This window comes from Salinigranum salinum, assembly GCF_009176545.1.
In the GTDB taxonomy this organism is placed as follows: domain Archaea; phylum Halobacteriota; class Halobacteria; order Halobacteriales; family Haloferacaceae; genus Salinigranum; species Salinigranum salinum.
Genome location: NZ_VTOJ01000001.1, coordinates 1,165,289 through 1,190,966, shown reverse-complemented (window position 1 = coordinate 1,190,966; position 25,678 = coordinate 1,165,289). Strand labels below are relative to the sequence as shown.

Here is a 25,678-nt window from a genome sequence, read left to right as displayed (position 1 = left end):
TGCTCACTATTTACGAAGAAGTCACATGATCGTCGCCGGTGTCGATGGGTGTTACGAGGGATGGATCGCCGTACAACTGGACGGAACAGACGTCACCACGGTGACAAAGAAGACGTTCGAGGACGTGTGGAACGCCTGTCAGGCTTGTGACCGTGTGCTCGTGGACGTTCCAATCGGTCTTGTCTCCGCAACGGATCGTGAAACGGACGGCTACAAACGTCGATGTGATACGCTCGCCCGACAGCGCATCGCGTCGCCATCGAGCGTGTTCCAGGTGCCCGTTCGCGAGGCCGTGGAGGCCTGGATCGGCGCGACAGATGACAAACGCGAAGCGGCACGGCGGGCACAGCAAGCGGCGACCGGCAAAGGGCTCACGAGCCAGACGCTCTCGTTGCTCCCGAAGATCGCTGAGGTCGACGAGTTCGTCCGATCGTGTGATCGAACCGTGGCCGACCTGTCGAACCGGCTCTTCGAGACCCATCCGGAACTCTGCTTCACCGCGCTGAACAGGGGAGGGCCCCTCTCGAACCCGAAATCGACTCCTCACTCGGACGCTGGTCTGTTCGAACGGTACCGCCTGCTCGACGGGTCGTTCGAGGGCGACACGGCGACCAACTTGTGGAAGGTACTCGGCGAGGCGAGCGAACGAGAAGTCACGTTCGACGACGTGCTCGACGCGTTCGTGCTCGCACTCACGGCCCGCAGCGACGTCGCCACACTGCCGTCGTCGACCGACGGAGAGATCCAGAGCGATCCCGAGACGGGATGGCAGATAGCCATGTCGTACGCACCACCAGGGGCGTTCGACGTGAGTGGAGGTAAAACGAAACCGTCTACGTGAGCTGGATCTGCTCTTCGGCCTCGAGCAGTTCGTGGTACCGGTTGCGGATCGTCACTTCGGAGATGTTCGCCACCTCGGAGACCTCCGACTGAGTCACCTTCTCGTTGGTGAGCAGGGAGGCGGCGTACACCGCGGCCGCGGCGAGGCCGACCGGGGACTTGCCCGAGTGGACGCCCTGTTCCTTGGCGTTCTGGAGCAGCTGGCGGGCACGGCGCTCGGACTCGTCGGAGAGGTCGAGGTCGCTGGCGAAGCGCGGGACGTACTGCTCGGGGTCGGCGGGCTTGATCTCGAGCTTGAGCTCGCGGACGACGTAGCGGTAGGTACGGGCGATCTCGTCCTTCTCGACGCGGGAGACGGCGGCGATCTCGTCGAGCGAACGGGGGGTACCAGCCTGGCGGGCGGCGGCGTACAGCGCCGCGGTGGCGACGCCCTCGATCGAACGGCCGGGCAGCAGGTCGTCCTGAAGCGCGCGGCGGTAGATGACGGAGGCGGTCTCGCGGACGCTGTCGGGCAGGCCCAGCGCCGAGGCCATGCGGTCGATCTCGCCGAGCGCCTGCTTGAGGTTGCGCTCCTTCGAGTCCCTGGTCCGAAAGCGCTCGTTCCAGGTGCGGAGGCGCTGCATCTTCTCGCGCTGGCGCGACGACAGCGAGTTGCCGTAGGCGTCCTTGTTCTGCCAGCCGATGTTCGTCGACAGCCCCTTGTCGTGCATCATGTTCGTCGTGGGCGCGCCGACGCGGGACTTCTGGTCCTTCTCTTTCGAGTCGAACGCGCGCCACTCGGGACCGTGGTCGATCTCGTCCTCCTCGACGACGAGCCCACAGTGGTCACAGACGGTCTCGCCGTGTTCGGTGTCGGTCGCGAGCGGGCCGTTGCACTCGGGGCAGTGGAGGGACTCGTCCGGGGAGTCGGTGGATTCGTCCTCTTTTGTGCGCGCGCGTGCGCGACTTCGGTCTCGGTCGTAGCTTCTCACGGTTTCGGTCATTGGTTGGGGGAAGAAGTGGCTGCGGGGCAGCTCTTTACCGTACCATAGTTAGCGAATCTACGTACTTAAAACCAGGGGATTCGTCTCTCGGTTACGATCGTGAAAAATACCACACGGTGCCGTTAGGTCGCCGAAAGAACGACACGATTCGGATGCGGTGCGATTACGCGTGGTGAACGGTCGTCGGTATATGAACGTTGCGTCGGCGCGAGACGTTCGCGGTGCGGACGGACGGCTCACCGAAACCCTTACTCCCGCGCTCCGGTTTCGCTGAGACATGAGCGATTCGCCCGTCGACAGCGAGGAGGTGCGTCACGTGGCCGAACTGGCGCGCGTCGACCTCGCCGACGAGGAAGTCGAGGAGTTCACCGCCCAGTTCGCCGACATCCTGTCGTACTTCGACACGCTGGACGAGGTCCCCGAAGTCGAGAGCGAGGAGGAGCTCGTGAACGTGATGCGCCCCGACGAGGTCCGCGAGGGACTCACCCAGGAGGAGGCGCTTCGGAACGCCGCCGAGACCGAAGCGGGTCAGTTCAAGGGACCGCGGGTGTCGTGAGATGAGCGACCTGAACGCGTTCATCACGGAGACCGAGGTCGCCGGCACCGACGAGGGGCCGCTCTCGGACACCCGGGTCGCGGTCAAGGACAACATCTCGACCGAGGGAGTCCGGACCACGTGTGGTTCGAAGATGCTCGCCGACTACGTCCCGCCGTACGACGCGACGGTCGTCAGCCGCCTGAAGGAGGCCGGCGCGACCGTCGTCGGCAAGTCGAACATGGACGAGTTCGGCATGGGGACGACGACCGAGACGTCGGCGTTCGGCCCGGCGAAGAACCCCGTCGACACCGACCGCGTCCCCGGCGGCTCGTCGGGTGGGTCGGCCGCGGCGGTCGCCGCGGGCGAGGCCGACCTCGCGCTCGGCTCGGACACGGGCGGGAGCATTCGCTGTCCTGCCGCCTTCTGCGGCGTCGTCGGCATCAAGCCGACGTACGGGCTGGTGTCCAGATACGGCCTCGTCGCCTACGCCAACTCCCTCGAACAGATCGGTCCCATCGCGCCAACCGTCGCGGAGGCCGCGGCGCTCCTCGACGTCCTCGCCGGCTCCGACCCGCGCGACTCGACGACGGTCGACGCCGGCGACGGCTCCGACTACGCCGCCGCTGCCGACGGCGACGTCGACGGCCTCACACTGGGCGTGCCGACCGAACTGGTCGACGGCGCCGACGAGGCCGTCGTCGAGACGTTCTGGGATGCCGTGTCGGCGCTCGAGTCGCGCGGAGCAACGTACGAGGAAGTGTCGCTCGAGTCGATCGAGCACGCGCTGGCGGCGTACTACGTTATCGCCATGTCGGAGGCGTCGTCGAACCTCGCGCGTTTCGACGGCGTCCGCTACGGACACGCGAGCGGCGACGGCAACTGGAACGAGGCGTTCGCCGAGACCAGGGAGGAGGGGTTCGGCGCCGAGGTCAAACGACGGATCCTCCTCGGGACGTACGCGCTGTCGGCCGGCTACCACGACAAGTACTACAAGAAGGCCCAGGACGCCCGTGCGTGGGTCAGACGGGACTTCGAGAGCGTCTTCGAGGACGTCGACCTCGTGGCGTCGCCAACGATGCCCGTGCTGCCTCCGAAACTCGGCGAGAGCCTCGACGACCCCCTGCAGCTGTACCTGATGGACGCCAACACGGTGCCGGTGAACCTCGCGAACCTCCCCGCCATCTCGGTGCCCGCGGGGACGGCCGAGGGGCTCCCCGTCGGGCTCCAGCTGATCGCGCCGAAGTTCGACGAGGCGACGATGATCCGTGCGGCGAGCGCGGTCGAATCCTGAGGCGTGTCACTCCCGTCCGGGGCGGACCTCCAGTCCGTGAACCGAGTCGGGTTCGAGCCGCCATCCCCGGACGCCCGCGACGCTCTCGGCGTCCACGAACGCCGAGGAGAACCACGGGTTCTCGTCGAGGACGTCGACCAGCACCTCCCACCTGTCGTCGTCCGAATCGACCGCCTGGACGGGGCCGGTCACGGCCACCGACTGCCAGTCGAAGCGGGCCCTGACGCCCGTCACGAGGAGCCGCGCCGTCTTCCCGTCGGCGACGAACGCGGACTTCCGGCTCGTCTCGCCCGTCCGCAGGAACGCGAAGTAGACGTCCTCCCCGTCGTAGCCGAACGAGATGGGGACGCTGTACGGCTCGTCGTCGTCCGCGAGCGAGAGGACGCCCCACCCGCTCGATCGGAGCAGCGCGTCGACGTCCGGATCGTCCATCGGCGTGCCCGTCCACGGACCGTACGGATCTGTCGTCATACGTTCACGTACGGTGCGGTGTGTGTTTAGTGTGGTGTGTGCTCTCAGCCCCCGAGAACGGACAGAGGGATTGGAGGACGGACGGGGGGAGTCGCACTCGACGGCGACGACGACGTCACCGACGAGCGACCCTCCTCGCGACTTTCGTCCCCGAACACGCGGCGGTATCGACCCTGTCACCGCGAAGGACCACCACCGATTTCCCGTTCGTCCCCGAACCCCCGCCGATGCGTGCCGCAGCTTTCACCGAGTTGATCGGTCCAGACGGCGTGAGCGTGATCGACCGACCCGACCCTGAACCCGGCCCCGGCGAGGCGGTCGTCGACGTCGACGCCTGCGCTATCAACCGCCACGACCTCTGGATCCTCGAGGGCGAGTCGACGATGGTCGACGCCGACGAACTCCCGTTCGTCAGCGGCCTCGACGTCGCCGGCGTGGTCCGCGCCGTCGGCGACGGGGCAGACGTCGACCCCGGCGACCGGGTCGTCCTCTGTCCGAACGAGACCTGCGGGACCTGCCGGTTCTGTCGCGACGGTCCGGAGAACCTGTGCGAGGCGTTCTCGCTGTACCACGGGGGACTCGCCGAACGCGCAGTCGTCGCGGCGGACCGCCTCGTTCGGCTGCCCGACTCGGTGACGGCGACGACGGCGGCTGCCCTGCCGACCGCGTACATGACGGCGTACCACATGCTCCGGCGCGCGGACGTCGGTCCCGGCGATCTCGTGTTCGTCCCCGGGGCGACGGGCGGCGTCGGGGTGGCGAGCGTCCAGCTCGCCGACGTGATGGGCGCGCGGACGATCGGGACGTCCTCGTCGGCGGCGAAGCTCGACCGGGTCGCGGCACTCGGCCTGGACCACGCGATCGAATCGGACGACCCCGACGAGATTCGCGCGGCCGTCTCGGAGGTCGGCACGCCGGACGTGGTGCTCAACCACCTCGGCGGAGCGTACACCGCGGTCGGCCTCGACGTCGTGCGCCGCGGCGGACGGATGCTGGTCTGTGGACGGACCGCCGGCTCCGTCTCCGAGATCGACGTACCGGACCTGTTCCTCGGGCACAAGCGCGTCGAGGGGAGTACGATGGGGACCCAGCGCGACCTCGAACGGCTGGTCGGTCTGGTCGCGAGTGGCGAGTTCTCTCCCGTGATCGACGCGACGTACCCGCTGGAAGAGACCGGTGCGGCGTTCGCGGCGATGCAGGCGCGCGAGAGCGTCGGCAAACTCGTCGTCACGACGGACGATTGAGGCGTGTCGCAGACGGGGTCGGCACCGACGCTCCGACGTCAGGACCCGTTCAAAGGGGGAGCACGAGTACCGGAGAGATCGCCAGTCGAACCAGTGTGAGGGCGCGGGAGGGGTGGCCGCCGTCGACGAATTCGTGCGCTCGCGCTGCGGTCTCGGCGTCGATCCGGTTGGAGTCGAGCAGCGCGTCGACGAGGGCATGCGTTTCGTGTCGATCCCACGGGGTCATACAGCTACTTGGCGGCACAACGTCCTCAATCCGACCGATGCTTCCCCGACCACGAGAATCGACGGGAGACGACGACCGCGCTACCCCCGCATGAGGTTCATCACCTCGTCTGCCACCTCCGACTCGACGGCGACGACGTATCGGTTCCCCACCTCGAGCACCGTGTCGGGGCCGCCGATCCGGTCGCCCCGGTAGTCGACGATGATGAGGCTCCCCCGGGGGAGTCGAACCTCGTCGAGTCGTTTCCCGGCGACGGGCGCTTCCTCCGTGATCTCGACCTCGACGATCTCGACGTTGCCGGCGACGTCCTCGATGGTCCGGACGCCGCTGCCGGCGATCTCGTTCGTGGCGGCCCGCGCGCCGAGACGTTCGGGGAAGACGAGCCCGTCGACGTACTCCTCGTACAGTTCGTCCGGTGTGCCGTCGACCCGCATCACGGTTCGCACCTGTGGGGCCATGCGCTGGGCGGCCATGCAGGTGGCGAAGTTCGCCGTCTCGTCGTTCGTGAGCGCGGCGACGACGTCGCTCCGGTTCGGCTGTGTCTGCCGGAGCGTCTCCGGCCGCGAGGCGTCGCCCTCGATGATCGTCGCGAGGTACGCGTCCGTGAGTTCCTCGCAGCGCTTGGGGTCCTCCTCGACGATGACCACGTCGTGGCCGCGGTCGGCGAGGAGTTCGGCCGTCCTGATCCCCATCTGGCCGCCGCCAGCGATCACGACGCGGAGGTCCTGTGCTTCGGTCGGGTCGTCACGGACTGGTGAGTTGCTCATGAGTTGTCGTGTGGATTAGTCGTCGCCCTCCTCGGCCGAGGCGATCGGCTCGGGCGCCTGGATCTCCGTCACCTCGGCCGCCTCGTCGCGCGGCGTCTCCCGCCGTCGCGACCAGACCAAGTAGACGACGCCGCCGAACGCCAACCAGGCGATCGCGAGCCCCCAGGTGAACGGGTCGATGAACAGCCCGAGCAGGAGGTTACAGACGATGCCGAGGATGGGGGGCAACGGGTAGAGCGGAACCTCGAAGGGACGCTGGAGGTCGGGCTGCTGCGAGCGCAGACGGATGAGCGCGACGTTGACGATGATGAACCCCAGAAGCGAGAAGAGGCTCGCGAGGTTGCCGACGATCCGAATGGGGACGACGACGACGGCGACGAGCATCAACACGGCGCTCGCGGCGATGGCCGTCAGGGGTGTCCCGTAGCGGTGGTGGAAACGGCCGAGCCTGGCTGGAAGCTGTCCCTCGCGGCCCATCGCGAACGCCACGCGCGAGGAGCCGATGACGACGGCGTTCAGCGCCGAGATGGTCGAGAAGACGGCACCGAAGGCGATGAGCGACGCGCCGGTCCCGAGCACCGGGAAGGTCGGCATGAACCCCTCCGCGGCCTGCGCGATGGCCGTCTCGCCCGCCCCGCCGAGCGCCTCCGCGCCGAGGGTGCCGATAGCGACGAACACCACCAGCAGGTAGACCACGACGGTCACGACGACCGACAGCAGGATCGCCCGGGGGATGTTCACCCGCGGGTTCTCGACCTCCTCAGTGACGGTGGCGATGAGGTCGTACCCCTGGAAGGCGATGAACGTCAGCCCCATCGCCGGGAGCACCGAGAGTGCCCCCTTCGAGAACAGCGGCTCGAACTCGCCGGTGCGCGCGGCGGTGAGACCGAACGCCACGAAGACGCCGAGGATGGCGATCTTCACGATGGTGATCACCGTCTCGCCCTTGCCCGAGGCCTCGGTCGAGAGCGCGTTCAGCGTCACCAGCGCCGCCACCGCCAAGAGGGCGTACCCGACGGCGGGGCCGGGCAGGTCGATCCCGTACAGGTGGCCCCACTCGACGAAGTTCGACGCGAAGCCGAGCGCGTACAGCGATCCGGCGATCATGTAGGTGAACCACCGTGTCCACCCCATGACGAACGACACCGGTGCGGAGAACACCTCGCGGACGTAGGCGTACCCCCCACCGTTTCGGGGGATCGCGGCGGCGAGTTCCGCGTACGACAGCGCCGTGAACGTCGTCACGCCGCCGTTGAGTGCGAACGCGAGGAGTGCCGCCGGCCCCGAGATATCCACGGCGAGCCCCGTGAGCACGAAGATCCCCGCGCCGATCATCGCGCCGATGCCGACCATCGTCGCGTCGAGGAGGCTCAGGCTCGCGGTCGGTTCCCGTCCACCCGAGTGGCTCATCTATCCGACCCCTGTCGCCCCCGCTGCAGATCCACCGAGGACATGCGCATGGGACGTCTGCATCGTCCGATATAAAATCCCGGTCGACCGGACTCCCCTGTGCTGGACACCAGAGGGCGCTCTTGTCGCGGATCGTCCGCGGAGTGCGGCGTTCGTGCGAGCGCATGCTCGGAGCGCTCGTCGGCGTGGCGTTCTCGATTCGACGAGCTCTCTCGGTCCGACACGCCTCGCTCTCCTCGTCACACCGTCTCCCGGGCGGGTGGTTCGGGTGGCTCGGGCGACGGCGGAGACGTCAGCTGCCCTCGCGACCGTCGCTGTCAGACGCCAAAGAGGACCGCGATTCCCAGGGTGACGACCACGGTCAGAACGAGCTGCAGCGGCGCACCGACGCGGAAGTAGTCGGTGAACGTGTACCCACCGGGACCGTACACCATGAGGTTGGTCTGGTATCCGATCGGCGTCATGAACGCGCCCGAGGCCGCGAAGGTCACGGCGAGCAGGAAGGCGAAGCCGTCGGCGCCGATGCGCGTCGCGGTATCGACTGCCACCGGGATCATCAGCACGACGGTCGCAACCGGGGTGATCGCGCTCGCCAACACCGCCGTCAGCAGGTAGAACAGCGCGAGGAGTCCCAGCACCGGCAAGACGTCCGCCGCGCCGACGAGAGCCGAGGACACGAGCGCATCGCCGCCGGTCTGTTGCATCGCGATCCCTAGCGGGAGGATGCCCGCCAAGAGGAAGATGACGTTCCACGACACGGCGTCGTAGGCGTCCGAGGAACTGAGACAACCGGTGGCGATCATCGCGACGACACCGCCGAGGGCGGCGATGACGATCGGCACCCATCCCAGCGCCGCAAGCCCGATGACGCCGGCCATGATCGCCAGGGCGTAGGGGGTCTTCGGACTGAGTGGCGCCAGGTCCTCATCATCCACGTCGGGCTGGGGGAGTTCGCTCTCCGAGTGCTCGCTTACGAGCAGGTCCCCCTCTTCGGTGAGGAACTGAACGGCCGGCTCGGTCGTCTGGAGCAAGAGCGTGTCGCCGGCCTTGAACACGAACTCGTCGAGGTCGGTCCGGATCGTGTCCGGTCCGCGGCGGACCGCGAGGACTGTCGTGGCCAGGGCCCGGTCGAGCCCGGCCTCGTCCGCCGTCTCGCCGACCAGTCCCGAATCCGGGAGAACGACGGCCTCGACGAGCGTTCCGACGTCGCCCAGAAGGTCGGTTTCGTCGACGTCCTCGTGGGGGAGCTGACGGACACCTATCGCCTCGGTTATCCGGTTGAGGGCCTGAAGCGTGGAACGAACGACCAGCACGTCACCGGGTTCGAGGACGTGGTCACTCCAGCCTGCGAGGTACGTCTCGCCGTCGCGCTCGACCTGGAGGATGTCGAGGTCGGCCTCGTCCTCGTCGAACCGTTCGTGAGCCCGGGCGATCGGCAACCCGGCCAGCGGTGAGTCCTCCCGGAGCTGGACCCGAGAGAGGTAGCGATCGAGTTCGAACTCGGCCGTGAAGTCGGATTCGGGCGGGATCCGAGCGGGCGTCAGCCGGCGACCGACCGTGAGGAGATACGCGATCCCGGCCAACAGGACGAGTATGCCAAGCGGGGTGAACTCGAACATGCCGATGGGATGGTCGAGCAACTGCCGAGAGAGGTCACTCGCCAGCAGGTTCGTGGCCGTGCCGATGAGCGTCAGCGTGCCCCCGAGCATCGCGGCGTAGGACAGTGGCAGGAGGAGCTTCGACGGCGAGAGACCGGCCCGCTCGGCCAGGCCCGTGATCATCGGGATGAAGACGGCGACGACGGGCGTGTTGTTGATGATGCCGGCGGCCACGCCGGTCGAACCCACCGTGGCGGCCAGCAGCCGACGCTCGTCGCCCTTCGTCACTCTCGCCAGCGTGACCCCCAGCCGATCGACCACCCCGGTTCGCTGGACCCCCTCCGAGAGGATGTACATCGCGAGGATCGTCACTGTCGCCGAACTGGCGAAGCCGGCGATGGCCATTCTCGCCGACACGCCGGTCCACGGCTCGAGTAGAGCCAGGGCGACCAGCACGGCGATCGCCGTGACGTCCGCCGGGAGCGCTTCGGAGACGAACAGGACCAGCGCCCCGCCGATGAGGGCGAAGACGATCGCCATCCCGAGGGTTACGGTAACCATTCACACACTACAGTGCTCGGAACTGATATTATCCTTTCTACCACCGCGTTCGGCGAAGAGGCACGGTTCCAAGAGACGCCAGTACGAGCGTCTGTCCGCCCGAGAACCGCCACCGGTCGGGACGGACACCACGGTGAGGCTTCTGACCGCGACCCGACCGTCGGGACCGACGGGGACTGGTCAGCGCTCTACGACTGTGTGGCGCCGGTCACGTCGTCCCTTCGCCGACCCGCGTACCAGAGCGCGAAGACGAGCGCGCCGACACCGTCGAGGATCAGGTCGAGGACCGTGTCGACGGCGTAGAAGGCGAGCGTCCACTCGACGTAGAAGTCCTTGAAGAGGTACTCGTACACCTCGAACCCGGCACCGATGGCGACCACGGCGAGGGGGAGGGCGATGAGGTGGGTCGGCTCGAACGGCGTGAACCGGACGAAGCAGAGCCAGGCGGCGACACCGAACCCCGACAGCGAGTGGGTCAGCAGATCCCACCACCAGATTGCGGTGTATATCTCGTATTCGAGGCCGCCGAAGTGGAGGGCGCAGACGACGAGCGAGTACGCGACGAGGGCGGCCCAGGCGATACCGATCGTGGAGGAGTCGGCGGTGGCGTATCGTGACGACATGTGTTGGAGGGGGACCGTCCCGCGTGGGAGATCGCGGGAACGTATCGTGCAGTCCGTCTGTCGTGTTAAACGTTTTGTGACTTCGAAGTCCGTCACCGGGGCGTGCTCCCGACGACCGACGACCGACGAGCCTGCGTACGGGTCGCACCCACCCCGAGCGTTTAGGTAGCTCGACCGCTGGTCGAGGGTATGGGACAGCGGCCAGCCCCCTACGAACATTACCGGCCGAAGAACGGGACCGCCGACCCGGGCGTCTACCGCGTCGTCGGCCTCGACGACGGCGCAGTGACGCTCCTTCGGGTGGCCGACGAGGACGGCGAGCGCGTCCACGGGGGCGCAGTCGAATCCGTCCCCCGGACGCGTCTCGACGAACGGTTCGACGCGGCGGAGAACCCCGACCGACGGTCTCGACTCCCGCGCGCGCTGGCGGGCGTCGGCGTCGGCTTCCTCGTCGTCGCGGCGCTGTCGTGGCTCGGCGTGCTCACGACTCCGGCGACCGCGGTGACGCTCGCGGCCGTCGGAGTCGTCCTCGTGGCCGCCGGCCGCCTCCTCGACCGCGTCGACCTGACCGTGCTGCGTCGGTGACCGACGGAACGGACGAGCGGCCGGATCCCCGTCGCTCGCGGTCGAGGGTCACCGCTGCCAGTACTCCGGCGTGAACAGCACGAGCACCGGGATGATCTCGAGCCGACCGGCCCACATCAGGACGGTCATGAACAGCTTGCCGAGGTCCGAGAAGGCGAGGTACGACCCCATCGGCCCGACGGTGCCGAAGCCCGGACCGACGTTGCCGAGCGTCGCCGCGACCGCACTCATCGCCTCGAGGACGGACAGCGACTGGCCGACGCGTACCGCGTCGACGAAGAGGGCGATGGTAGCCACGAAGAAGAGAACGAAATAGAGGAGCGTGAACGCGTAGATGCCCCGGATGGCCCGCTCGTCGAGGGTGCGTCCCCCGAGTCTGACCGGGCGGACCGCGTCGGGGTGGGCCGTCGTGAACAGCTCCCGCCGGAGCGACTTCACGATCACGTACCACCGGACGATCTTGACGCTCCCGCCCGTGGAGCCGGCGGAGCCGCCGATGAACATCGCGAACAGCAACACGTACTGTGCGGGTGCGGACCACGCGTTGAAATCCATGCTCGCATACCCCGTGGTCGTCACGATCGAGACGGCCTGGAACGCCGCGTGACGGACCGACGGCTCGACGGAGCCGACGACTGCACCGCGGAACGTCTCAAGGTAGCTCGCGTCGTACGTCTCGCCGGCCGGGACGACGTCGACGAAACCCACGCCCGTGAACAGGAGGCCGGCGCCGATGGCGGTGACGACGGCCAGCGCGCCAGTGTAAAACCGGAACTCCGCGTCGCGGACGAGTCGGCGCGGGTCGCCCGTGAGCACGTGCCAGAACAGCGCGAAGTTCGTCCCGGCGGCGATCATGAAGGGGATGATCACCCACTGGACGGCCGCCGAGAAGGCCTCGATGCTCCGCGCTTCGGGCGAGAACCCCCCCGTGGGCATCGTCGTGAGCCCGTGGGCGATGGCGTTGTACGCGTCCATGTTCGGCGCGAGCCCGCCGACGTGCAGGCCGTACAGCAGCCCGATCTCGAGCACGGTGAACCCGAGGTACGCGCCCCAGAGCGCGCGGGCGGTCTCGGCGATACGGGGACTGAGTTTCTCGATGCCCGGTCCGGGTGCCTCGGCGTCCATCAGCTGTGCGCCACCCACGGAGAGCTCCGGTAAGATGGCGACCGCGAGGACGACGATCCCCATCCCGCCGAGCCACTGCGTGAGCTGTCGCCACATCATGATCCCGCGAGTGTGGGTGTCGTAGGAGATGTCGCCGAGGACGGTCGCCCCCGTGGTGGTGAAGCCGGACATCGACTCGAACAGGGCGTTGGCGGGGTTCGCGAGCGTCGACGTGGGGTGGACCGGCGGTGCCACAAACGGGACACCGTAGGCCTCGACGAGATACGGGACGCTCCCGACGAGGCTGACGGCGAGCCACGTCATCCCGACCATCAGGAACCCCTCGCGGGCGAGGATGTCTGGGTCGGGTTTGAGCCGCTCTAGCCCCACCCCGACGACGATCGTCAGGGCGATTGTCACGACGAACGGGAGGATCGTCTCGTCGTAGACGAGCGCCGTCACGAGCGGGATGACGAGCGGAACGGAGAGGTACTTCAGGACGCTCCCGACGAGGCTGAGACTCGCCCGGTAGTCGACGCGGAGCTTCACACCCGACCACCCATTCGAGACACACCGGGACGTGTTGCGAGCGGCTCTTTAAGTTACTGAAGTGTCGTCGCGGGTGCACGGCATCGATTCCCGTGACCACACGACTGCGCGCGATCGACCCGACGGGAGTAGTTGCGCGCGACCGTCGTGTCAGGATGCGGACGGCCCCGTCGCTCCGACCTCGAACCCGCGAGATCGAGTCCCGTCGGTGTCGGACCACCGTCGGCCACGGTGGACGGCGCGTTCGTGGTCGGCCGGTCCGAGGTGTTCGGCGAAAGCGGGCCAGAGCTGGTCCGACACGGTTTATCTCGTCACACGACGTACACCTGGGGCGACGGTGCGCTAGATGACGACTCACACCACCGACCTCGGCGGGGACCGCCCACAGTACCGCGTGTTACTCGCGATCGGCGACACCGAGGCGAACGCCCTCGCTCAGGCACGGTACGTCGCTTCACTCCCGACCGCGCCCGACAGCGTCCTGGCCACGCTCACACACGTCCTGCACGGGGAGGAACTCCAGACGCCGAGGGAGTTCAGGAGTGCCCAGCGCGTCGGGGCTGTCAGACACGCCGCCGACTGGCTGGCGGAGCGCGGTATCGAGACCGAGATCCGTGACGTGGAACACCCGTATCCGCCGACGGAAGGGATCGTCTCGCTCGCGGACGCGATCGACGCGGACGCCATCGTGCTGAGCGGCCGCAAGCGGGGCGCAGTCGAGAGCGTGCTCTTCGGCGCCGTCGTGCAGAGCGTCATGAGGCGGACGACCCGCCCCGTCGTGGTCGTCGACCCGGACGCCGCGTAGGCCGGACCGTCACAACAGCTTCGAGACCTCTTCGCTGACGTCGGCGTCGACGAAGACGACGACGTGGTCGCCCCGCTCGACGACCGTGTTCCCACGGGGGACGACGAACTCCCGGTCGCGGGTGATGGCCCCGATGACGACGCCGTCGGGGAGGTCCGCGACGCCGTCACGGATCGCCTTCCCCGCGAGCACGCTGTCGGTGTCGATCTCGATCTCCAGGACTTCGGCCTTGTCCGACTCGATGAGCGCGACGTTCTCCGCGCCACCCTCACGGGTGAAGCGGGTGATCTCCTCGGCGACGACCTCGCGCGGCGAGACGCCGACGTCGATGCCGACCGCCTCGAACAGTTCGACGTACGCGGTGGTGTCGATGACGGCGACGGTGCGTTCGACGCCGAGTCGTTTCGCCAGGAGGGAGACGAGCAGGTTCTTCTCGTCGGAGTCGAGCGCGGCGATGACCATGTCGGCCTCGCCGACGTGCTCGCGCTCGAGGAACTCCAGATCCGTCGCGTCCGACTCCATCACGACCGTGCCGGGGAGTTCTTCGGCGAGTTCGCGCGCCCGGTCGGAGTCCTGTTCGATGAGGCGGGGGCTGAAGCCGCGTTCCTCGAGCAGGCGCGCGACGTGGAAACCGATCTCCGACCCCCCGACGATGACGACCTCCTCGGCGGTTCCGGGGGACTCCTCGGGCGCGACCGTCCCGGCGAACTCCTGGACCGACCGGGGCGATCCGATGACGACGACGCGGTCGCCCGCCTGGATCACCGTCTCGCCACGGGGGATCTCGACGGAGCCGTTGCGGACGATGGCCGCGAACGTGAGTGCCTCGAAGCGGTCGGCCTCCTGAACCGTCTGGTCGGCGATGGGGCTCGACTCGTCGACCTCGAACTCGGCCATCTGGACGCGGCCGCCGGCGAAGGGGTCGACGTCCCTCGCGGCCGGCAGGCCGACGACGCGCACGATGGCCTCGGCGGTGAGCAGGTTCGTACACACCATGAAGTCGACGCCGAACGCCTTCTCCGAGCGACGCCACGTCCAGAGGTACTCCGTGTTCTTGACGCGGGCGATGGTGAACACGTTCGAGATGGCCTTCACCGTCGAACAGGCGACGATGTTGGTCTCGTCGTTGTCGGTCGAGGCGATCACCATGTCCGCCTCCTCGACGCCCGCCTCCTCGAGCGTCGAGACGGCGGTGCCGTCGCCCTGGATCGCCAGCACGTCCAGCGAGTAGTTGAGTTCCTCGGCGCGATCCGGGTCGCGTTCGACCACGACGACCTCGTGAGAACTGTCCAGGTCGGCCGCGATCGACGACCCGACCTGCCCGGCTCCGATGATGACTACGCGCACCGTCTGCCACCCATGCACCGTTCTTGTACGCGGTGCGTGTATGAGTATTTCCTTTCGGCTCTCAACCGTGAGTTTCGAACTGTGGCAGGGGCGGGGACGACGGGAACGTCGACGAGGACGGCCGCCTCACCGACGGAGATGGGGACGGGGATGGGATAGGGGTTCGAGCGAGCGCGAGAGCGCGAGGGAGAGGGGCTACGGGTCGAACGAGCCGTCCAGCGGTCGGGCGGGACAGTGAACGTCCGCAGCGTCGAGGTGTGGGAGGCCGGCGGCGTGCGAGGCGGGCTCGTGTCACGGGCGCTGTTCGACCACGAGGTCGACGTCCCGCTGTCGCCCCTCGATGTCGGCGACGACGCGCTCGACGACGCGCGTCGCCTCCCTGACCAGCACCGGCTTGAGCTTCTCGACGACGAAGTCGAACGAGACGAACCGGGGCAGATCCAGCGTACCGTCCCGGGCGGTCTGTGGGTCGAACTCGACGTGAAGCGTGACGCGACACGCCGTCTCGGCGTCGGCTGGCGCGTCGGCTGGCAGGTCGTCCAGTTCCGCGACCCCCCAGTGTCCGTGCGCGTGGAGGTCCTTCACGATGCGCCAGTCGATGCGCCACGGAGGGTCGACCTCCGTCACCTCCGATCGGACGGTGTAGGTGAGTTTCCACCACGAAAAGCGCAGGTCGTACCGGGTGCCCGGGCCGCCGTCCCCGCGCTGGTTCACGTCCTTCAGGTACTCCGAGTACCGGGCGTAGCGAGGGAAGTCTTCCAGGAACGCGTACACCTCGTCGGGTGGGAGGTAGACGACGGTAGTGACGACGATCTCGTCCACGACCGCAGGTAGGGCGCGGGAGACAAAACCCTGTGGGCCCGGCGGTCCGGTGTCGTCGCGTCGCGCCGACGGCGACTGCGGCGGCTCACTCCCCGTCGTCGCGCTCGACGACGCTGGGATGCTGTTCGGGACCGTCGGGGTGTGGTTCGGCGAGATACCGCTGCATGGTCTCCCGCGCGTCGTCCGCTCTCTCGCGCCACTCCGCGTCGGGGATCTCCTCGCAGCCCGGCGGGACCTCGCGGCCGCGTCCGGTGAAGTACCCTGCCGGTGTCACCCAGTCGTGGTAGAAGGGCGTCGCGTCGTCGTCGAGGAGCGTCACCGCGACCTCCGCGCCGTGGCCCGCGGCGACGACCGCCTGGTGGGGTTTGGCCGCGAGCCGTCCCGCCGCGTACAGCCCTGGAAGGCTCGTTCTGCCGTGTGCGTCCGTCGCGACGAACGTCTTCCCGTGGTCGACGAGGTCGACGTCGAGCCCCGCGAGGTAGTCGGTCTCGTTCTTCGTCGCCGCGACGACGTACCGCGTCTCGACCCGGTCGCCGTCGGCCGTCCCGACGACGAAACCCGGGACGTCGCTCCCGTCGTCCGCCGTCGTGAGTTCGACGACCCGACCAGAGCGAACCGTGGCGCCCGCCCGGTCGGCCTGGTCGCGCATGGCGTCGAGCAGGAGACGAGCGTTGACGCCGGCCGGGAACCCCGGGAAGTTCTCGAGGTGGGCGTTGCGCCGGAGGATGGAGTCGCCGGTCCCGATGACCAGCGTCCGGAGGTCGTGGCGGGCGGTGAACGTCGCCGCGGTCAGCCCGGCAGGGCCGTCGCCGACGACGACGACGTCCCAGCCATCGGTCGGTTCGGAGGTGTCGGTCATACCCTACGGGAGGCGGCGGACGAGCAAAAGCTGTGGCGTGTGGTCGGTGTCGTCCCTGCCCGTCGGCGACCGCTCGCGGCTCCGCCCCCCCCTGCCGGGTCGAGTCTGCGGAGCGGGCGGACCGATCGGGGACCGGGGCGAACAGGACGAAGTCCGTGTCCCTGCCACCGGACGGTTTTTACTCGCTACCGGCCCAACAGGGGGCAAATGCTCGAAGGAGTCACCGTCGCCCTCGGCGTCTCGGGTTCTATCGCGGCCGTGAAGTGCGTCGAACTCGCCCACGAACTCCGGCGACACGGTGCCACCGTCCGGGGCGTGATGACGCCCGCGGCGCAGGGCATCGTCCACCCCTGGGCGCTGGAGTTCGCTACCGAGCACGACGTCGTCACGGAGCTCACGGGCCGCGTCGAGCACGTCGAACTCTGCGGGCGAGAGGGGTGGGCGGACGTGCTCTTGCTCGCACCCGCGACGGCGAACACGGTGGGCAAGATCGCGAGCGCCGTCGACGACACGCCCGTGACCACGTGTGCGACGACCGCCCTCGGCGCGGGCGTCCCCGTCGTCTGCGCCCCCGCGATGCACGAGCCGATGTACGACCATCCGGGCGTGCTCGACGCCATCGATCAACTCGAAGAGTGGGGCGTCGAGTTCGTCGATCCCCGGCTCGAGGAGGGGAAGGCGAAGATCGCCACCGAGGCGGCCATCGTGACCGGGGTCGCCCGGGCGCTGTCGGCCCGCAGACTCGACGGCCGGCACGTCGTCGTCACCGCGGGGGCGACCGCCGAGCCGCTCGACCCCGTCCGTGTGCTGACGAACCGGTCGTCAGGGAGGACGGGCCGGGCACTCGCCCGCGCCTGTCACGTCGCGGGTGCAGCGGTCACTCTCGTCCACGGCACCGGGAGCTCGAAGCCCGAGGTCGACACGCACTACGCCGACGTCGTGTGGGCCGAGACTTCCGAGGAGATGCTGGCGGCGACACTGGAGGCGTGCGACGACGCCGACGCCCTCCTGTCGGCGGCAGCGATCTCGGACTTCACGGTCGCGGCCGCCGAGGAGAAGATCCGCTCGGGCGAGCCGCGAACGCTCGACCTGAAACCGACGCCGAAGCTCATCGACACGGTACGCGAGGCCCATCCCGACCTCGCCATCGTCGGGTTCAAAGCCGAGACGTCGGGCGACGACGACGCGATGATCCGGGAGGCGCGACGCATCATGTCGCGGGCAGGGCTGGCGTTCGTCGTCGCCAACGACGCGAGCGTGATGGGACGCGAAGAGACGCGGGCGCTCGTCGTCTCGAAGGATGCCGACGACGAGTTCGTCGGGTCGAAAGCGGTACTCGCAGAGCGGATCACCGACGAACTGGGCCGTGCACTGGCCGACGAATCGGCGTGAGGTGAGTCGGATCGGCGTGATACGTCGGGCGACTCAGGGATCGGCCCTCGCGTCGCTGTCGGCGAGAAGATCGGTCTCGTCGGTCGTGTCGGTCGTGTTGACCGTGTCGGCCGTGTCGGTCGTGTTGACCGTGTCGGTCGTGTCGGCCGTGTCGGTCGTGTTGACCGTGTCGGTCGTGTCGGCCGTGTCGGTCGTGTCGGTCGTGTCGGCCGTGTCGGTCGTGTCGGTCGTGTCGGCCGTGTCGGTCGTGTCGGTCGTGTCGGTCGTGTCGGCCGTGTCGGTCGTGTCGGTCGTGTCGGTATCGGACTCCTCGGCGTCGGGGGCTACGGAGCCGGCGTCCTCCGCAGCACCCTCGGCGTCGGAGCCTCCGCTGTCGGGGTCGTCCGCGTCGTCCGCGTCGGTCCCGCGGGGCCACCGGTAGAGTCCGTAGCCGGCCAGGATGCCGCCGGCCATGAGCAACCGGCTCCCGGTCTCCCAGTCGTTGCGGAAGTAGATCAGCATCGCGCCGAGGCTCACGAGCAGGACGACGGCGTTCCAGACGAACACGTGGAGGACGAACAGCCGGGCGATCGGCGAGCGCTGGAAGACGTCCCCCGTCGCGGACGGCACGTCGACCGACGGGGTCTTCACCGTCGGCCCGTCCATCCCGTCCGGATACAGGCTCTCGGAGTCGTCGAACCAGTCGTCGTCCATCACCGGGGGATGCGACGCGGAGATAATCAGGGTTCGGATTCACCCGCGTGCGACGAACGAGACCGGTGGTCGCTTCGGTCGAGACGTCGTGACGGGCCGGCCGCTCACATCAGCAACACGGCGACGGTCGCCGCGAGGACGAGCGTCACGAGCACGATGCTCGTCCCGATGTCGGCGGTCAGCCGGGCCGGTTGGCGGTCACCGAGCCGTGCGAGCACCGACCGGGGGTCGATGACGACGCCGTGTGCGACGCGCGTCGCCGTCACCGCGGCCCGGTCGACCGCCGCGTACAGTTCCGTCGTCCCGACGACGAGCGCGCGGGTCCCGTACAGCGCGGCCGGATTGTACAGATCGTCGATATCGGGCACCCGTTTCACCTTCGACAGCGGCTTCTTCACGAGGGCGAACCCGATCAGTCCGGCCACGGCGAGGACGAGCCCCTCGACGATGTGGCCGACCGTGTACGTCACGTACACCTCCGAGACGACCGCCTCGGAGGTCACGTCGAACGGCAACAGCGCGAACAGCGCCGAGTCGAAGACGCCGAAGAAGACACAGAGCACGGCGACGGTGACCATCGCGACCGACTGGCCGACGTTCGCGTCGGCGACGCTCCCCTCGTGTTCGCCGTGGAAAAAGGCGTAGTAGCCGAACTTGATGAACGACATGAACGTCCCGACGCCCCCGACGAGGAGGAGCCACTCCAGTGTGGTTCGGCCGCCCACGTAGAGTGGCCCCTTCGCGAAGTCGTAGTGGCTGGCCGCGATGACGATGCCCTTGCTGACGAAGCCGTTGAACAGGGGAAAGCCCGCGATGGAGAGCGCGGCGACGGTGAACGCGGCCGCGGTCAGCGGCATCTCACGACCCAGCCCACCGAGTTTCTTGAGGCTCTCGGTGCCGGTTCGGTAGATGACGACGCCGGCGGTCATGAACAACAGCGCCTTGTAGAGGATGTGGTTGAAGACGTGCGCCATCGCGCCGGCCTGCGCCAGCGTCGTCCCGATGCCGACACCGGCGATCATGTAGCCGACCTGTGACTGGATGTGGTACGAGAGCAGCCGCCGCATATCGTTCTGAAAGAGCGCCATCGTCGCGCCGAAGACCGCCATGATGCCGCCCATGTAGGCGATCGCGAGCTGTCCCTCGGGGAACGCCCGGTACATGCCGTAGACGCCGGTCTTCGTCGTGAACACACAGAGGAAGACGCTCGCGGCGATGTGCGGCCGCGGGTATGTGTCGGGGAGCCAGGCGTGGAGGCCGACGAAGCCGACGTTGACGCCGATGCCGATTGCGGCGAGGATCGGCGCGACGGGACCGGCGATACCCTCCGAGGCGGTGAACAGGAACGAGCCGACCTCGACGTAGTGCCAGATGACCGCGCCCAAGAGGAGCGTCCCGCCGATGCCGTGCAGTATCGCGTAGCGGTAGCCGGCCCGCACCGCACGCCCGCCGTAGTGCCAGACGAGGAGCGTGCTCGTGACGGCCATGAGCTCCCAGAAGAAGATAAGGGAGAGCCAGTCGCCGCCGAAGACGGCCCCCAGGCTCGTTCCGACGTACGAGAGCGCGAAGGCGGTCTGCAACGAATCCGCCTCCGAGTACCACGAGTACAGCACCGCCACCGCGCCGATGAGACCGAAGATGAGCCCCATCAGCGTCGAGAACGCGTCGACATTGTACAGTACCGCGTCGAACCCGAACAGCGCGACGGGGAGGTGCTGACCCTCGGGTGAGAGCCAGACGTACGGGACGACGACGCCCGTCGCGACGATGCCGAGGACGTGACCCACCCGCCGGCCCAAAAACGGGATGACGAGCGCCGCCAGGAGCACCGGGACGAACGGCGGGATCAGTGGGTCGAGGGCCACCATCAGACGCTCACCCCTGTCGCGCCGGCGACGATGAGCCGGACGATCCGCAGGAAGACGGCGGTGTCCGGGAGGATACCCAGCACGAGTGAGCCGGTCATCGCGAAGAGGATCGGGCCGAGCATGAACCAGGTCGACTCCGCCCCGTTCCACGCGCGGTGTTCCCACGCGCGGCTCGCGTCGTGGCCGTGGCCGCTGTCGATCTGTGCTGCGGCCTCCACCTCGTCGACGGCCCCCTGCCCCTCGTGACTCTCGGCGTAGCCGTGGTCGTCCCGGATGGGTTCGGAAGCGGCGTCGGACTCGTGGGCGTGTCCCTGTTCACGCTCGTGGGCGTGGTCGTCGTCAGGGCCGTCGCGCGGTGAGCCGCCGTCGGTTGCCGCCTGGTCGGTCGGGGACGCACCGAATCGGCCGCCGAGCAGGTTCTCGACGACGGGTTTCGGATCGGACTCGTCGGGCGACTCGAAGAAGGCCGCGTAGACGACCGGCCAGAAGTACGCGATGTTGAGCACGCCCGACACCAACAGCGCGACGGTGAACACGACGCCGCCGGCCGAGACCGTGCCGATGAGCAGGAAGTACTTGCTGACGAACCCCGCGACCAGTGGGATGCCGGCCATCCCCAACGCCGCCACGCCGAACGCGGTCATCGTCAGCGGCATCCGCCGCCCGATGCCCGCCATGTTGCTGATGTCGTCGGTGTGCGTCTCCACGTGGAGCGCCCCGGCACAGAAGAACAGCGTGAGCTTCATGAACGCGTGGGCGGGGATGTGGAGCAGACCCCCGACGAGCGCGAGGGGATTGAGGACCGCCAGGCCGAGCACGATGTACGACAGCTGACTCACCGTCGAGAACGCGAGCCGGCGCTTGAGGTTGTCCTGTCGGAGCGCGATGACGCTCGAGACGACGAGGGTAAAGGCCGCCACGGCCGCCAGGATCACCCCGACGCCGAGGTCGGCGACGAGATCCGGCCCGAACACGTCGAGCACGACGCGTGCGATGCCGAACACGCCGGACTTGACGACAGCCACGGCGTGCAGGAGCCCGGAGACGGGCGTCGGCGCGACCATCGCGTCCGGGAGCCACGAGTGCATGGGCATGAGCGCGGCCTTCACGCCGAAGCCGACGACTAGCAGTGCGAACGCGGCGCGGGCGAACACCGGGTCCGCCGACGCCAGCTGGGCGATGCCGCCCGCCGAGAAGGCCGTCGTCCCCGGCGCACCTGCCGTCCCTGTGAGCCAGAAGATGAGGATAGCCCCCGAGAGGACCGCGACGCCGCCGCCGAACGTGTACGCGAGGTACTTCCGGCCCGCGGCCCGCGCCTCGTCGGTCTCGTCGTGGGTGACGAGCGGGTAGGTCGCTACGGTGAGCAGTTCGTAGAAGACGAACAGCACGAGCAGGTTCGAGGCGAAGGCGATACCGATGGCCGCCGAGAGGCTGCCCGCGAAGGCCGCGAAGTACCGCGTCTGTGCGTGCTCGTCGAGGCCGCGCATGTAGCCGATGCTGTAGAAGCTCGTCACGAGCCACAGCATGCTCGCGAGCAGGCCGAACAGGATGCCGAGCGGGTCCGCGCGGAGCGCGAACTCGATGCCCGGAACGAACGTCCCGAGGTTCGTCACGTAGACGTCGCCGCCGAGCACGCCCGGAACCATGCTGGCGACGAGCCCCAGCTTCGTCACGGCCGCGAGCACGGTCCAGCCCTCCCGGAGGTTCGGCCGCCCGCGCGAGGCGAGAATCGGGACGATGATGACTGCCGAGACGAGCACGGCGGCGAGTGGTCTGAGAGACGTGAGTTCGGTCATGCGAGGAGTCGTTCGATGGTTGGTTCGAGGAGCTGTCCGTACTCGAACGCGACGATGCCGAGGAGGACGGCCAGCACGGCCGCCAGGAGCACCGTCGCGCGCATCCCGGTCGACACCTGCGTCCGTGCCTGTCCGGCCCGGGCGACCGTCTCGCTGCCGATCCCGTCGGTGACGACGGTCCGGCTCTGCGAGCCGCCCTCTGCGTCGGCGCTGGCGTCAGTCCCGGCGTCCCCGGGCTCCGTCGGCGCCGGCTCGCGGAAGTAGATACGCTCCAGGATTCGCGCGAAGTACGCGAGCGTCAACAGCGTGCTCACGAGGATGACGACCGCGAGCGGCCACGCCTGTCCCTCGACCGCGCCCAGCGCGATGTACCACTTGCCGACGAAGCCCACCGCGGGCGGCACCCCGACCATCCCGAGCGCGAGGACGCCGAAGGCAGCCGCACCCGTCGGCGTGCGTTTGGCGAGCCCCTCGTAGGCGTCGATCCTCCGTGCCCCGGTCTCGTCGGCGATGAGTCCGCTCGTCAGGAACAGCCCGCCCTTCATGACCGCGTGACCGACCAGGTGAATCATCGCGCCCGTCAGTGCGGTGCCGTTGGCCACCGCGATGGCGCCGACGACGAGGCCGAACTGCGAGACCGACGAGTACGCGAGCATTCGCTTTATTTCGCGTTGGGTGACCGCGAGGACGCTCCCGACGACGATGCTCACCGCGGCGCCGACCACGAGCACGCTCTGTGCGAACTCGTTGGCCGCGAGGAAGTCGACGGTGAAGACGGTGAAGACGATGCGGATGAGGGCGTACGCCGCAACGGTCGAGACGAGCGCCGAGATGAGTCCGCTCACCGAGTCGGGTGCCCCGGCGTACGCGGCCGGTTGCCACGTGTGGACGGGGAAGACGGCGATCTTGACGAAGAGGCCGACGACGAGCAGCCCGAACGACGCCTGGACGAGCGGCGACGTGTAGCCCACCGCCGCGAGCTGTGCGGAGAGGTCGGCCATGTTGAGCGTCCCCGTCGCCACGTACGCGTAGCCGATCCCGAGGAGGAACAACGACGCGCCCACGGTCCCGACGAGGAGGTACTTCAGCGCCGCCCGGGCGGAGCGACCACCCTCGCCGCTCGCGACGAGCGCGTAGGCGGCGAGCCCCGTGATCTCGAGGAAGACGTACATGTTGAACACGTCGCCGGTGATGCTCATCCCGGTCAACCCGGCGACCAACAGCAGGTACGTCGCGTAGAAGACGTTCGACCGGGGGCCCGCGCGTCGGGCGTAGCCGAGAACGCCGAGGGCGACCACGGCGACGAGGACCGCCATCGTCGCCGACAGGCCGTCGACGACGAGCTCGATACCGAACGGTGCCGTGAACCCGCCGACGACGTACCGGATCGGGGTAGAGCCGAACGCGCCGACCGCCAGCGCGACCGCCCCGACGGTCTGTGCCGCCGTCGCGACGACGGCGATTGGCCAACCGGTCCCCGAGCGGACGAGTCCGGCGAGCAGCACCGCGACCGACCCGAGGATCGGGAGTGCGACCACGAGGGCGGGGAGGTCACTCATCGGCGATCACCTGCCGGATTCCCTCCTCGCTCAGCGTCCCGTACTCCTGGTAGATGCGGACGGTCAGCCCGAGCGCGACGGCGGTGAGGCTCACACCGACGACGATGGCGGTGAGGATCAGCACGTGTGGAAGCGGGCTGACGTACGGCTCGGAGGCCGTCAACAGCGGCGGGCTGGCGCCGTCGACGAACGCCGACACGATGAAGAACAGGAAGATGCCCGTCTGGAAGACGTTCATCCCGATGACCTTCTTCACGAGGTTCTCACTGCCGATCATCGTGTACGTCCCGACGCCGAGCAGGAGGAACGCGACGAGGTAGTACAGACGGTCCACGACGAGGTCGATCACGCCGCACCACCTCCGCTCTCGTCCCCACCGTCGCTACGCATCCCGGCGGCGATGACGAACAGGAGGCCGCTGACGACCCCCGCGACGATGAGACCGATGGAGAGTTCGACGAGCTCGATACCGTACTTCGAGGCGTCCTTGATGCCGTAGGTGGTGTACTGCAGGAAGTCACCGCCGAGCAGCACGGACCCGAGGCCGATGAGGACGAACGCGAGGACGCCGACCCCTACGAGCGCGACGAGGAGTTCGGGACCGACCCACCGCCGGGTCGTCTCGATGCCGAACGCCAGTCCGAGCATGAGGATGACCGTTCCGACGATGACGCCGCCCTGGAAGCCGCCGCCGGAGGAGTCGGCGCCGTGGAACATCACGAACAGGCCGAACGTGAAGACGAACGGCGTGATGAGGCGCACGGTCGTCATGATTATCGGGCTCTCGACGTACGGACCCGTCGGCTCGCGTTCGGGGCCGTCGCCGACGAGCCGGTCGGCGTCGCTCATCCGAACACCTCCCGGCCGAGGACGAGAAGCAACCCGACGCCGGCCGCGTACACGACCACCGCCTCCCCGAGGGTGTCGAACCCACGGTACGCCGCGAGGACGGCGGTGACGGCGTTCTTGACGCCGGTCTCCGAGTAGGCGTTCGCGAGGTAGTAGTTCGTCACCTGGTCGGTCGCCACCGCCGAGTCGGCGGCCCCGACGGGCGGGAGCGCGAAGAGCGTCGTCGAGAGTACGGCGACGAGCGCGACCGCCACGCCGGCCGCGCGGAGGTCGACGCGCTCGAACGTCCGTTCACCGGACGGACGGACGGTCTTCGCGATGGTCAGCAGGAAGAGGATCGTCATCACGCCGGCCCCGACGGCCGCCTCCGTGAGCCCGACGTCGGGCGCTCGCAGGAACACCCAGATGATGGCGATGCCGAGGCTGTACGCACTGAACGCGATGATCGACCCGAGAACGTCGCGGAGTAGCGCGGCCGCGACTGCACAGCCGAGGACGAACAGGAACAGCCCGCCCTCCAGCGGAGTGATCACGAGTCGTCCACCCCCTCCGTCGGCGTTTCGGGCCCGCCGCCCGGCGTCCCGGACTCGTCGTCGGCGACGGTCCACGGTTCGATACCCTGTTCGGCCGCAGCCCGCGTGATGGCGTGAGCGGCGGTCGGATTCGTGAGGAACATGAACAGCAGTAACAGCGCGGCTTTCACCGTCGACAGCCCCGAGTCGACCACGATCGCGACTGCCGCGAGCGTCAGCACCGCACCGAGCGTCTCGCTCTTGGAGGTCGCGTGCGCGCGGGTGTAGAGGTCGGGGAGTCGGACGAGGCCGACGGCGGCGACGGCGGCGAAGAAGACGCCACCGGCGGCGAGGGCAACGACGGCGATCTCCGTGGGGGTCATCGG

The 25,678-nt window shown here is 68.4% G+C and carries 26 protein-coding genes; 7 read left to right on the top strand and 19 right to left on the bottom strand.

What is annotated here, in order from left to right; translation table 11 throughout:
- The first annotated feature begins 25 nt into the window (after positions 1–25).
- Positions 26–841, top strand: coding sequence for a DUF429 domain-containing protein (locus tag FZP69_RS05625; protein WP_152040367.1), 816 nt, complete (start codon positions 26–28; stop codon positions 839–841).
- On the opposite strand, the gene FZP69_RS05620 is transcribed toward FZP69_RS05625, so the two are convergent.
- Positions 834–1,823 carry a transcription initiation factor IIB gene (locus tag FZP69_RS05620; RefSeq protein ID WP_152040366.1) on the bottom strand — a complete coding sequence of 330 codons (990 nt, stop codon included), beginning with the start codon at positions 1,821–1,823 and terminating at the stop codon, positions 834–836. The genes FZP69_RS05625 and FZP69_RS05620 overlap by 8 nt on opposite strands.
- Before the next feature lie 277 nt (positions 1,824–2,100).
- On the opposite strand from FZP69_RS05620, the gene gatC reads away from it, so the two are divergent.
- Positions 2,101–2,379, top strand: coding sequence for an Asp-tRNA(Asn)/Glu-tRNA(Gln) amidotransferase subunit GatC (gatC, locus tag FZP69_RS05615; RefSeq protein WP_152040365.1), 279 nt, complete (start codon positions 2,101–2,103; stop codon positions 2,377–2,379).
- Position 2,380: 1 nt separating this feature from the next.
- Positions 2,381–3,652 carry an Asp-tRNA(Asn)/Glu-tRNA(Gln) amidotransferase subunit GatA gene (gatA, locus tag FZP69_RS05610; protein WP_152040364.1) on the top strand — a complete coding sequence of 424 codons (1,272 nt, stop codon included), beginning with the start codon at positions 2,381–2,383 and terminating at the stop codon, positions 3,650–3,652.
- 6 nt (positions 3,653–3,658) lie between these two features.
- Here the strand turns inward: gatA and FZP69_RS05605 are convergent, their stop codons facing one another.
- On the bottom strand, positions 3,659–4,123 hold the full coding sequence (locus FZP69_RS05605; RefSeq protein WP_152040363.1) for a pyridoxamine 5'-phosphate oxidase family protein: 465 nt from the start codon (positions 4,121–4,123) through the stop codon (positions 3,659–3,661).
- Between the two features lie 227 nt (positions 4,124–4,350).
- Here FZP69_RS05605 and FZP69_RS05600 point away from each other — a divergent pair, with 227 nt between their 5' ends.
- Entirely contained in the window at positions 4,351–5,367 is a 1,017-nt protein-coding gene (locus FZP69_RS05600) for an alcohol dehydrogenase catalytic domain-containing protein (RefSeq protein ID WP_152040362.1), read from the top strand.
- A 49-nt stretch (positions 5,368–5,416) separates the two neighbouring features.
- Here the strand turns inward: FZP69_RS05600 and FZP69_RS22400 are convergent, their stop codons facing one another.
- The 5 genes from FZP69_RS22400 to FZP69_RS05580 all read right to left on the bottom strand — a co-directional run bounded on the left by FZP69_RS22400 (position 5,417) and on the right by FZP69_RS05580 (position 10,552).
- Positions 5,417–5,593, bottom strand: coding sequence for a hypothetical protein (locus tag FZP69_RS22400; protein ID WP_192918481.1), 177 nt, complete (start codon positions 5,591–5,593; stop codon positions 5,417–5,419).
- An 80-nt stretch (positions 5,594–5,673) separates the two neighbouring features.
- Positions 5,674–6,360, bottom strand: a complete 687-nt coding sequence (locus FZP69_RS05595; protein WP_152040361.1) for a potassium channel family protein — start codon at positions 6,358–6,360, stop codon at positions 5,674–5,676.
- 15 nt (positions 6,361–6,375) lie between these two features.
- Complete coding sequence (locus FZP69_RS05590) at positions 6,376–7,770, bottom strand: APC family permease (protein WP_152040360.1); 1,395 nt, start codon at positions 7,768–7,770, stop codon at positions 6,376–6,378.
- Between the two features lie 317 nt (positions 7,771–8,087).
- The gene (locus FZP69_RS05585; protein WP_152040359.1) at positions 8,088–9,929 is read right to left on the bottom strand and encodes an SLC13 family permease; all 1,842 of its coding nucleotides are present in this window, start codon (positions 9,927–9,929) and stop codon (positions 8,088–8,090) included.
- 188 nt (positions 9,930–10,117) lie between these two features.
- On the bottom strand, positions 10,118–10,552 hold the full coding sequence (locus FZP69_RS05580; RefSeq protein WP_152040358.1) for a hypothetical protein: 435 nt from the start codon (positions 10,550–10,552) through the stop codon (positions 10,118–10,120).
- Between the two features lie 189 nt (positions 10,553–10,741).
- Between FZP69_RS05580 and FZP69_RS05575 the strand changes: the two genes are divergently transcribed.
- Positions 10,742–11,137: a hypothetical protein gene (locus FZP69_RS05575; protein ID WP_152040357.1), complete on the top strand. Its 396-nt coding sequence runs from the start codon at positions 10,742–10,744 to the stop codon at positions 11,135–11,137.
- A gap of 48 nt (positions 11,138–11,185) precedes the next feature.
- On the opposite strand, the gene FZP69_RS05570 is transcribed toward FZP69_RS05575, so the two are convergent.
- Positions 11,186–12,790, bottom strand: coding sequence for a TrkH family potassium uptake protein (locus tag FZP69_RS05570; RefSeq protein WP_152040356.1), 1,605 nt, complete (start codon positions 12,788–12,790; stop codon positions 11,186–11,188).
- 346 nt (positions 12,791–13,136) lie between these two features.
- Here FZP69_RS05570 and FZP69_RS05565 point away from each other — a divergent pair, with 346 nt between their 5' ends.
- Positions 13,137–13,595, top strand: a complete 459-nt coding sequence (locus FZP69_RS05565) for a universal stress protein (protein WP_152040355.1) — start codon at positions 13,137–13,139, stop codon at positions 13,593–13,595.
- A gap of 9 nt (positions 13,596–13,604) precedes the next feature.
- Here the strand turns inward: FZP69_RS05565 and trkA are convergent, their stop codons facing one another.
- From trkA to FZP69_RS05550, 3 genes are all read right to left on the bottom strand, one after another.
- On the bottom strand, positions 13,605–14,960 hold the full coding sequence (gene trkA / locus FZP69_RS05560; protein ID WP_275689341.1) for a Trk system potassium transporter TrkA: 1,356 nt from the start codon (positions 14,958–14,960) through the stop codon (positions 13,605–13,607).
- Between the two features lie 273 nt (positions 14,961–15,233).
- Positions 15,234–15,764 carry a type II toxin-antitoxin system RatA family toxin gene (locus FZP69_RS05555; protein WP_152040353.1) on the bottom strand — a complete coding sequence of 177 codons (531 nt, stop codon included), beginning with the start codon at positions 15,762–15,764 and terminating at the stop codon, positions 15,234–15,236.
- Between the two features lie 85 nt (positions 15,765–15,849).
- Positions 15,850–16,623, bottom strand: a complete 774-nt coding sequence (locus tag FZP69_RS05550) for an FAD-dependent oxidoreductase (protein ID WP_152040352.1) — start codon at positions 16,621–16,623, stop codon at positions 15,850–15,852.
- 207 nt (positions 16,624–16,830) lie between these two features.
- Here FZP69_RS05550 and coaBC point away from each other — a divergent pair, with 207 nt between their 5' ends.
- Complete coding sequence (gene coaBC / locus FZP69_RS05545; protein WP_152040351.1) at positions 16,831–18,015, top strand: bifunctional phosphopantothenoylcysteine decarboxylase/phosphopantothenate--cysteine ligase CoaBC; 1,185 nt, start codon at positions 16,831–16,833, stop codon at positions 18,013–18,015.
- 33 nt (positions 18,016–18,048) lie between these two features.
- Here the strand turns inward: coaBC and FZP69_RS05540 are convergent, their stop codons facing one another.
- The 8 genes from FZP69_RS05540 to mnhG form a co-directional block, all read right to left on the bottom strand.
- On the bottom strand, positions 18,049–18,708 hold the full coding sequence (locus FZP69_RS05540; RefSeq protein WP_152040350.1) for a DUF7322 domain-containing protein: 660 nt from the start codon (positions 18,706–18,708) through the stop codon (positions 18,049–18,051).
- 104 nt (positions 18,709–18,812) lie between these two features.
- Entirely contained in the window at positions 18,813–20,576 is a 1,764-nt protein-coding gene (locus tag FZP69_RS05535; protein WP_204959914.1) for a Na(+)/H(+) antiporter subunit D, read from the bottom strand.
- Positions 20,576–22,372 carry a cation:proton antiporter gene (locus FZP69_RS05530; RefSeq protein ID WP_152040349.1) on the bottom strand — a complete coding sequence of 599 codons (1,797 nt, stop codon included), beginning with the start codon at positions 22,370–22,372 and terminating at the stop codon, positions 20,576–20,578. The genes FZP69_RS05535 and FZP69_RS05530 overlap by 1 nt, the downstream gene beginning before the upstream one ends.
- Positions 22,369–23,931 (bottom strand): monovalent cation/H+ antiporter subunit D family protein, encoded by a 1,563-nt coding sequence (locus FZP69_RS05525; protein ID WP_152040348.1) that lies wholly within the window; start codon positions 23,929–23,931, stop codon positions 22,369–22,371. Before FZP69_RS05525 ends, FZP69_RS05530 begins: the two co-directional genes overlap by 4 nt.
- Positions 23,924–24,280: a cation:proton antiporter subunit C gene (locus tag FZP69_RS05520; protein WP_152040347.1), complete on the bottom strand. Its 357-nt coding sequence runs from the start codon at positions 24,278–24,280 to the stop codon at positions 23,924–23,926. The genes FZP69_RS05525 and FZP69_RS05520 overlap by 8 nt, the downstream gene beginning before the upstream one ends.
- The gene (locus tag FZP69_RS05515; protein ID WP_152040346.1) at positions 24,277–24,780 is read right to left on the bottom strand and encodes an MnhB domain-containing protein; all 504 of its coding nucleotides are present in this window, start codon (positions 24,778–24,780) and stop codon (positions 24,277–24,279) included. Before FZP69_RS05515 ends, FZP69_RS05520 begins: the two co-directional genes overlap by 4 nt.
- Positions 24,777–25,313, bottom strand: coding sequence for a DUF4040 domain-containing protein (locus FZP69_RS05510; protein ID WP_152040345.1), 537 nt, complete (start codon positions 25,311–25,313; stop codon positions 24,777–24,779). The genes FZP69_RS05515 and FZP69_RS05510 overlap by 4 nt, the downstream gene beginning before the upstream one ends.
- A complete protein-coding gene (gene mnhG, locus FZP69_RS05505; protein ID WP_152040344.1) occupies positions 25,310–25,675 on the bottom strand; it encodes a monovalent cation/H(+) antiporter subunit G in 366 nt (121 codons plus the stop codon). The genes FZP69_RS05510 and mnhG overlap by 4 nt, the downstream gene beginning before the upstream one ends.
- Positions 25,676–25,678 lie beyond the last annotated feature (3 nt).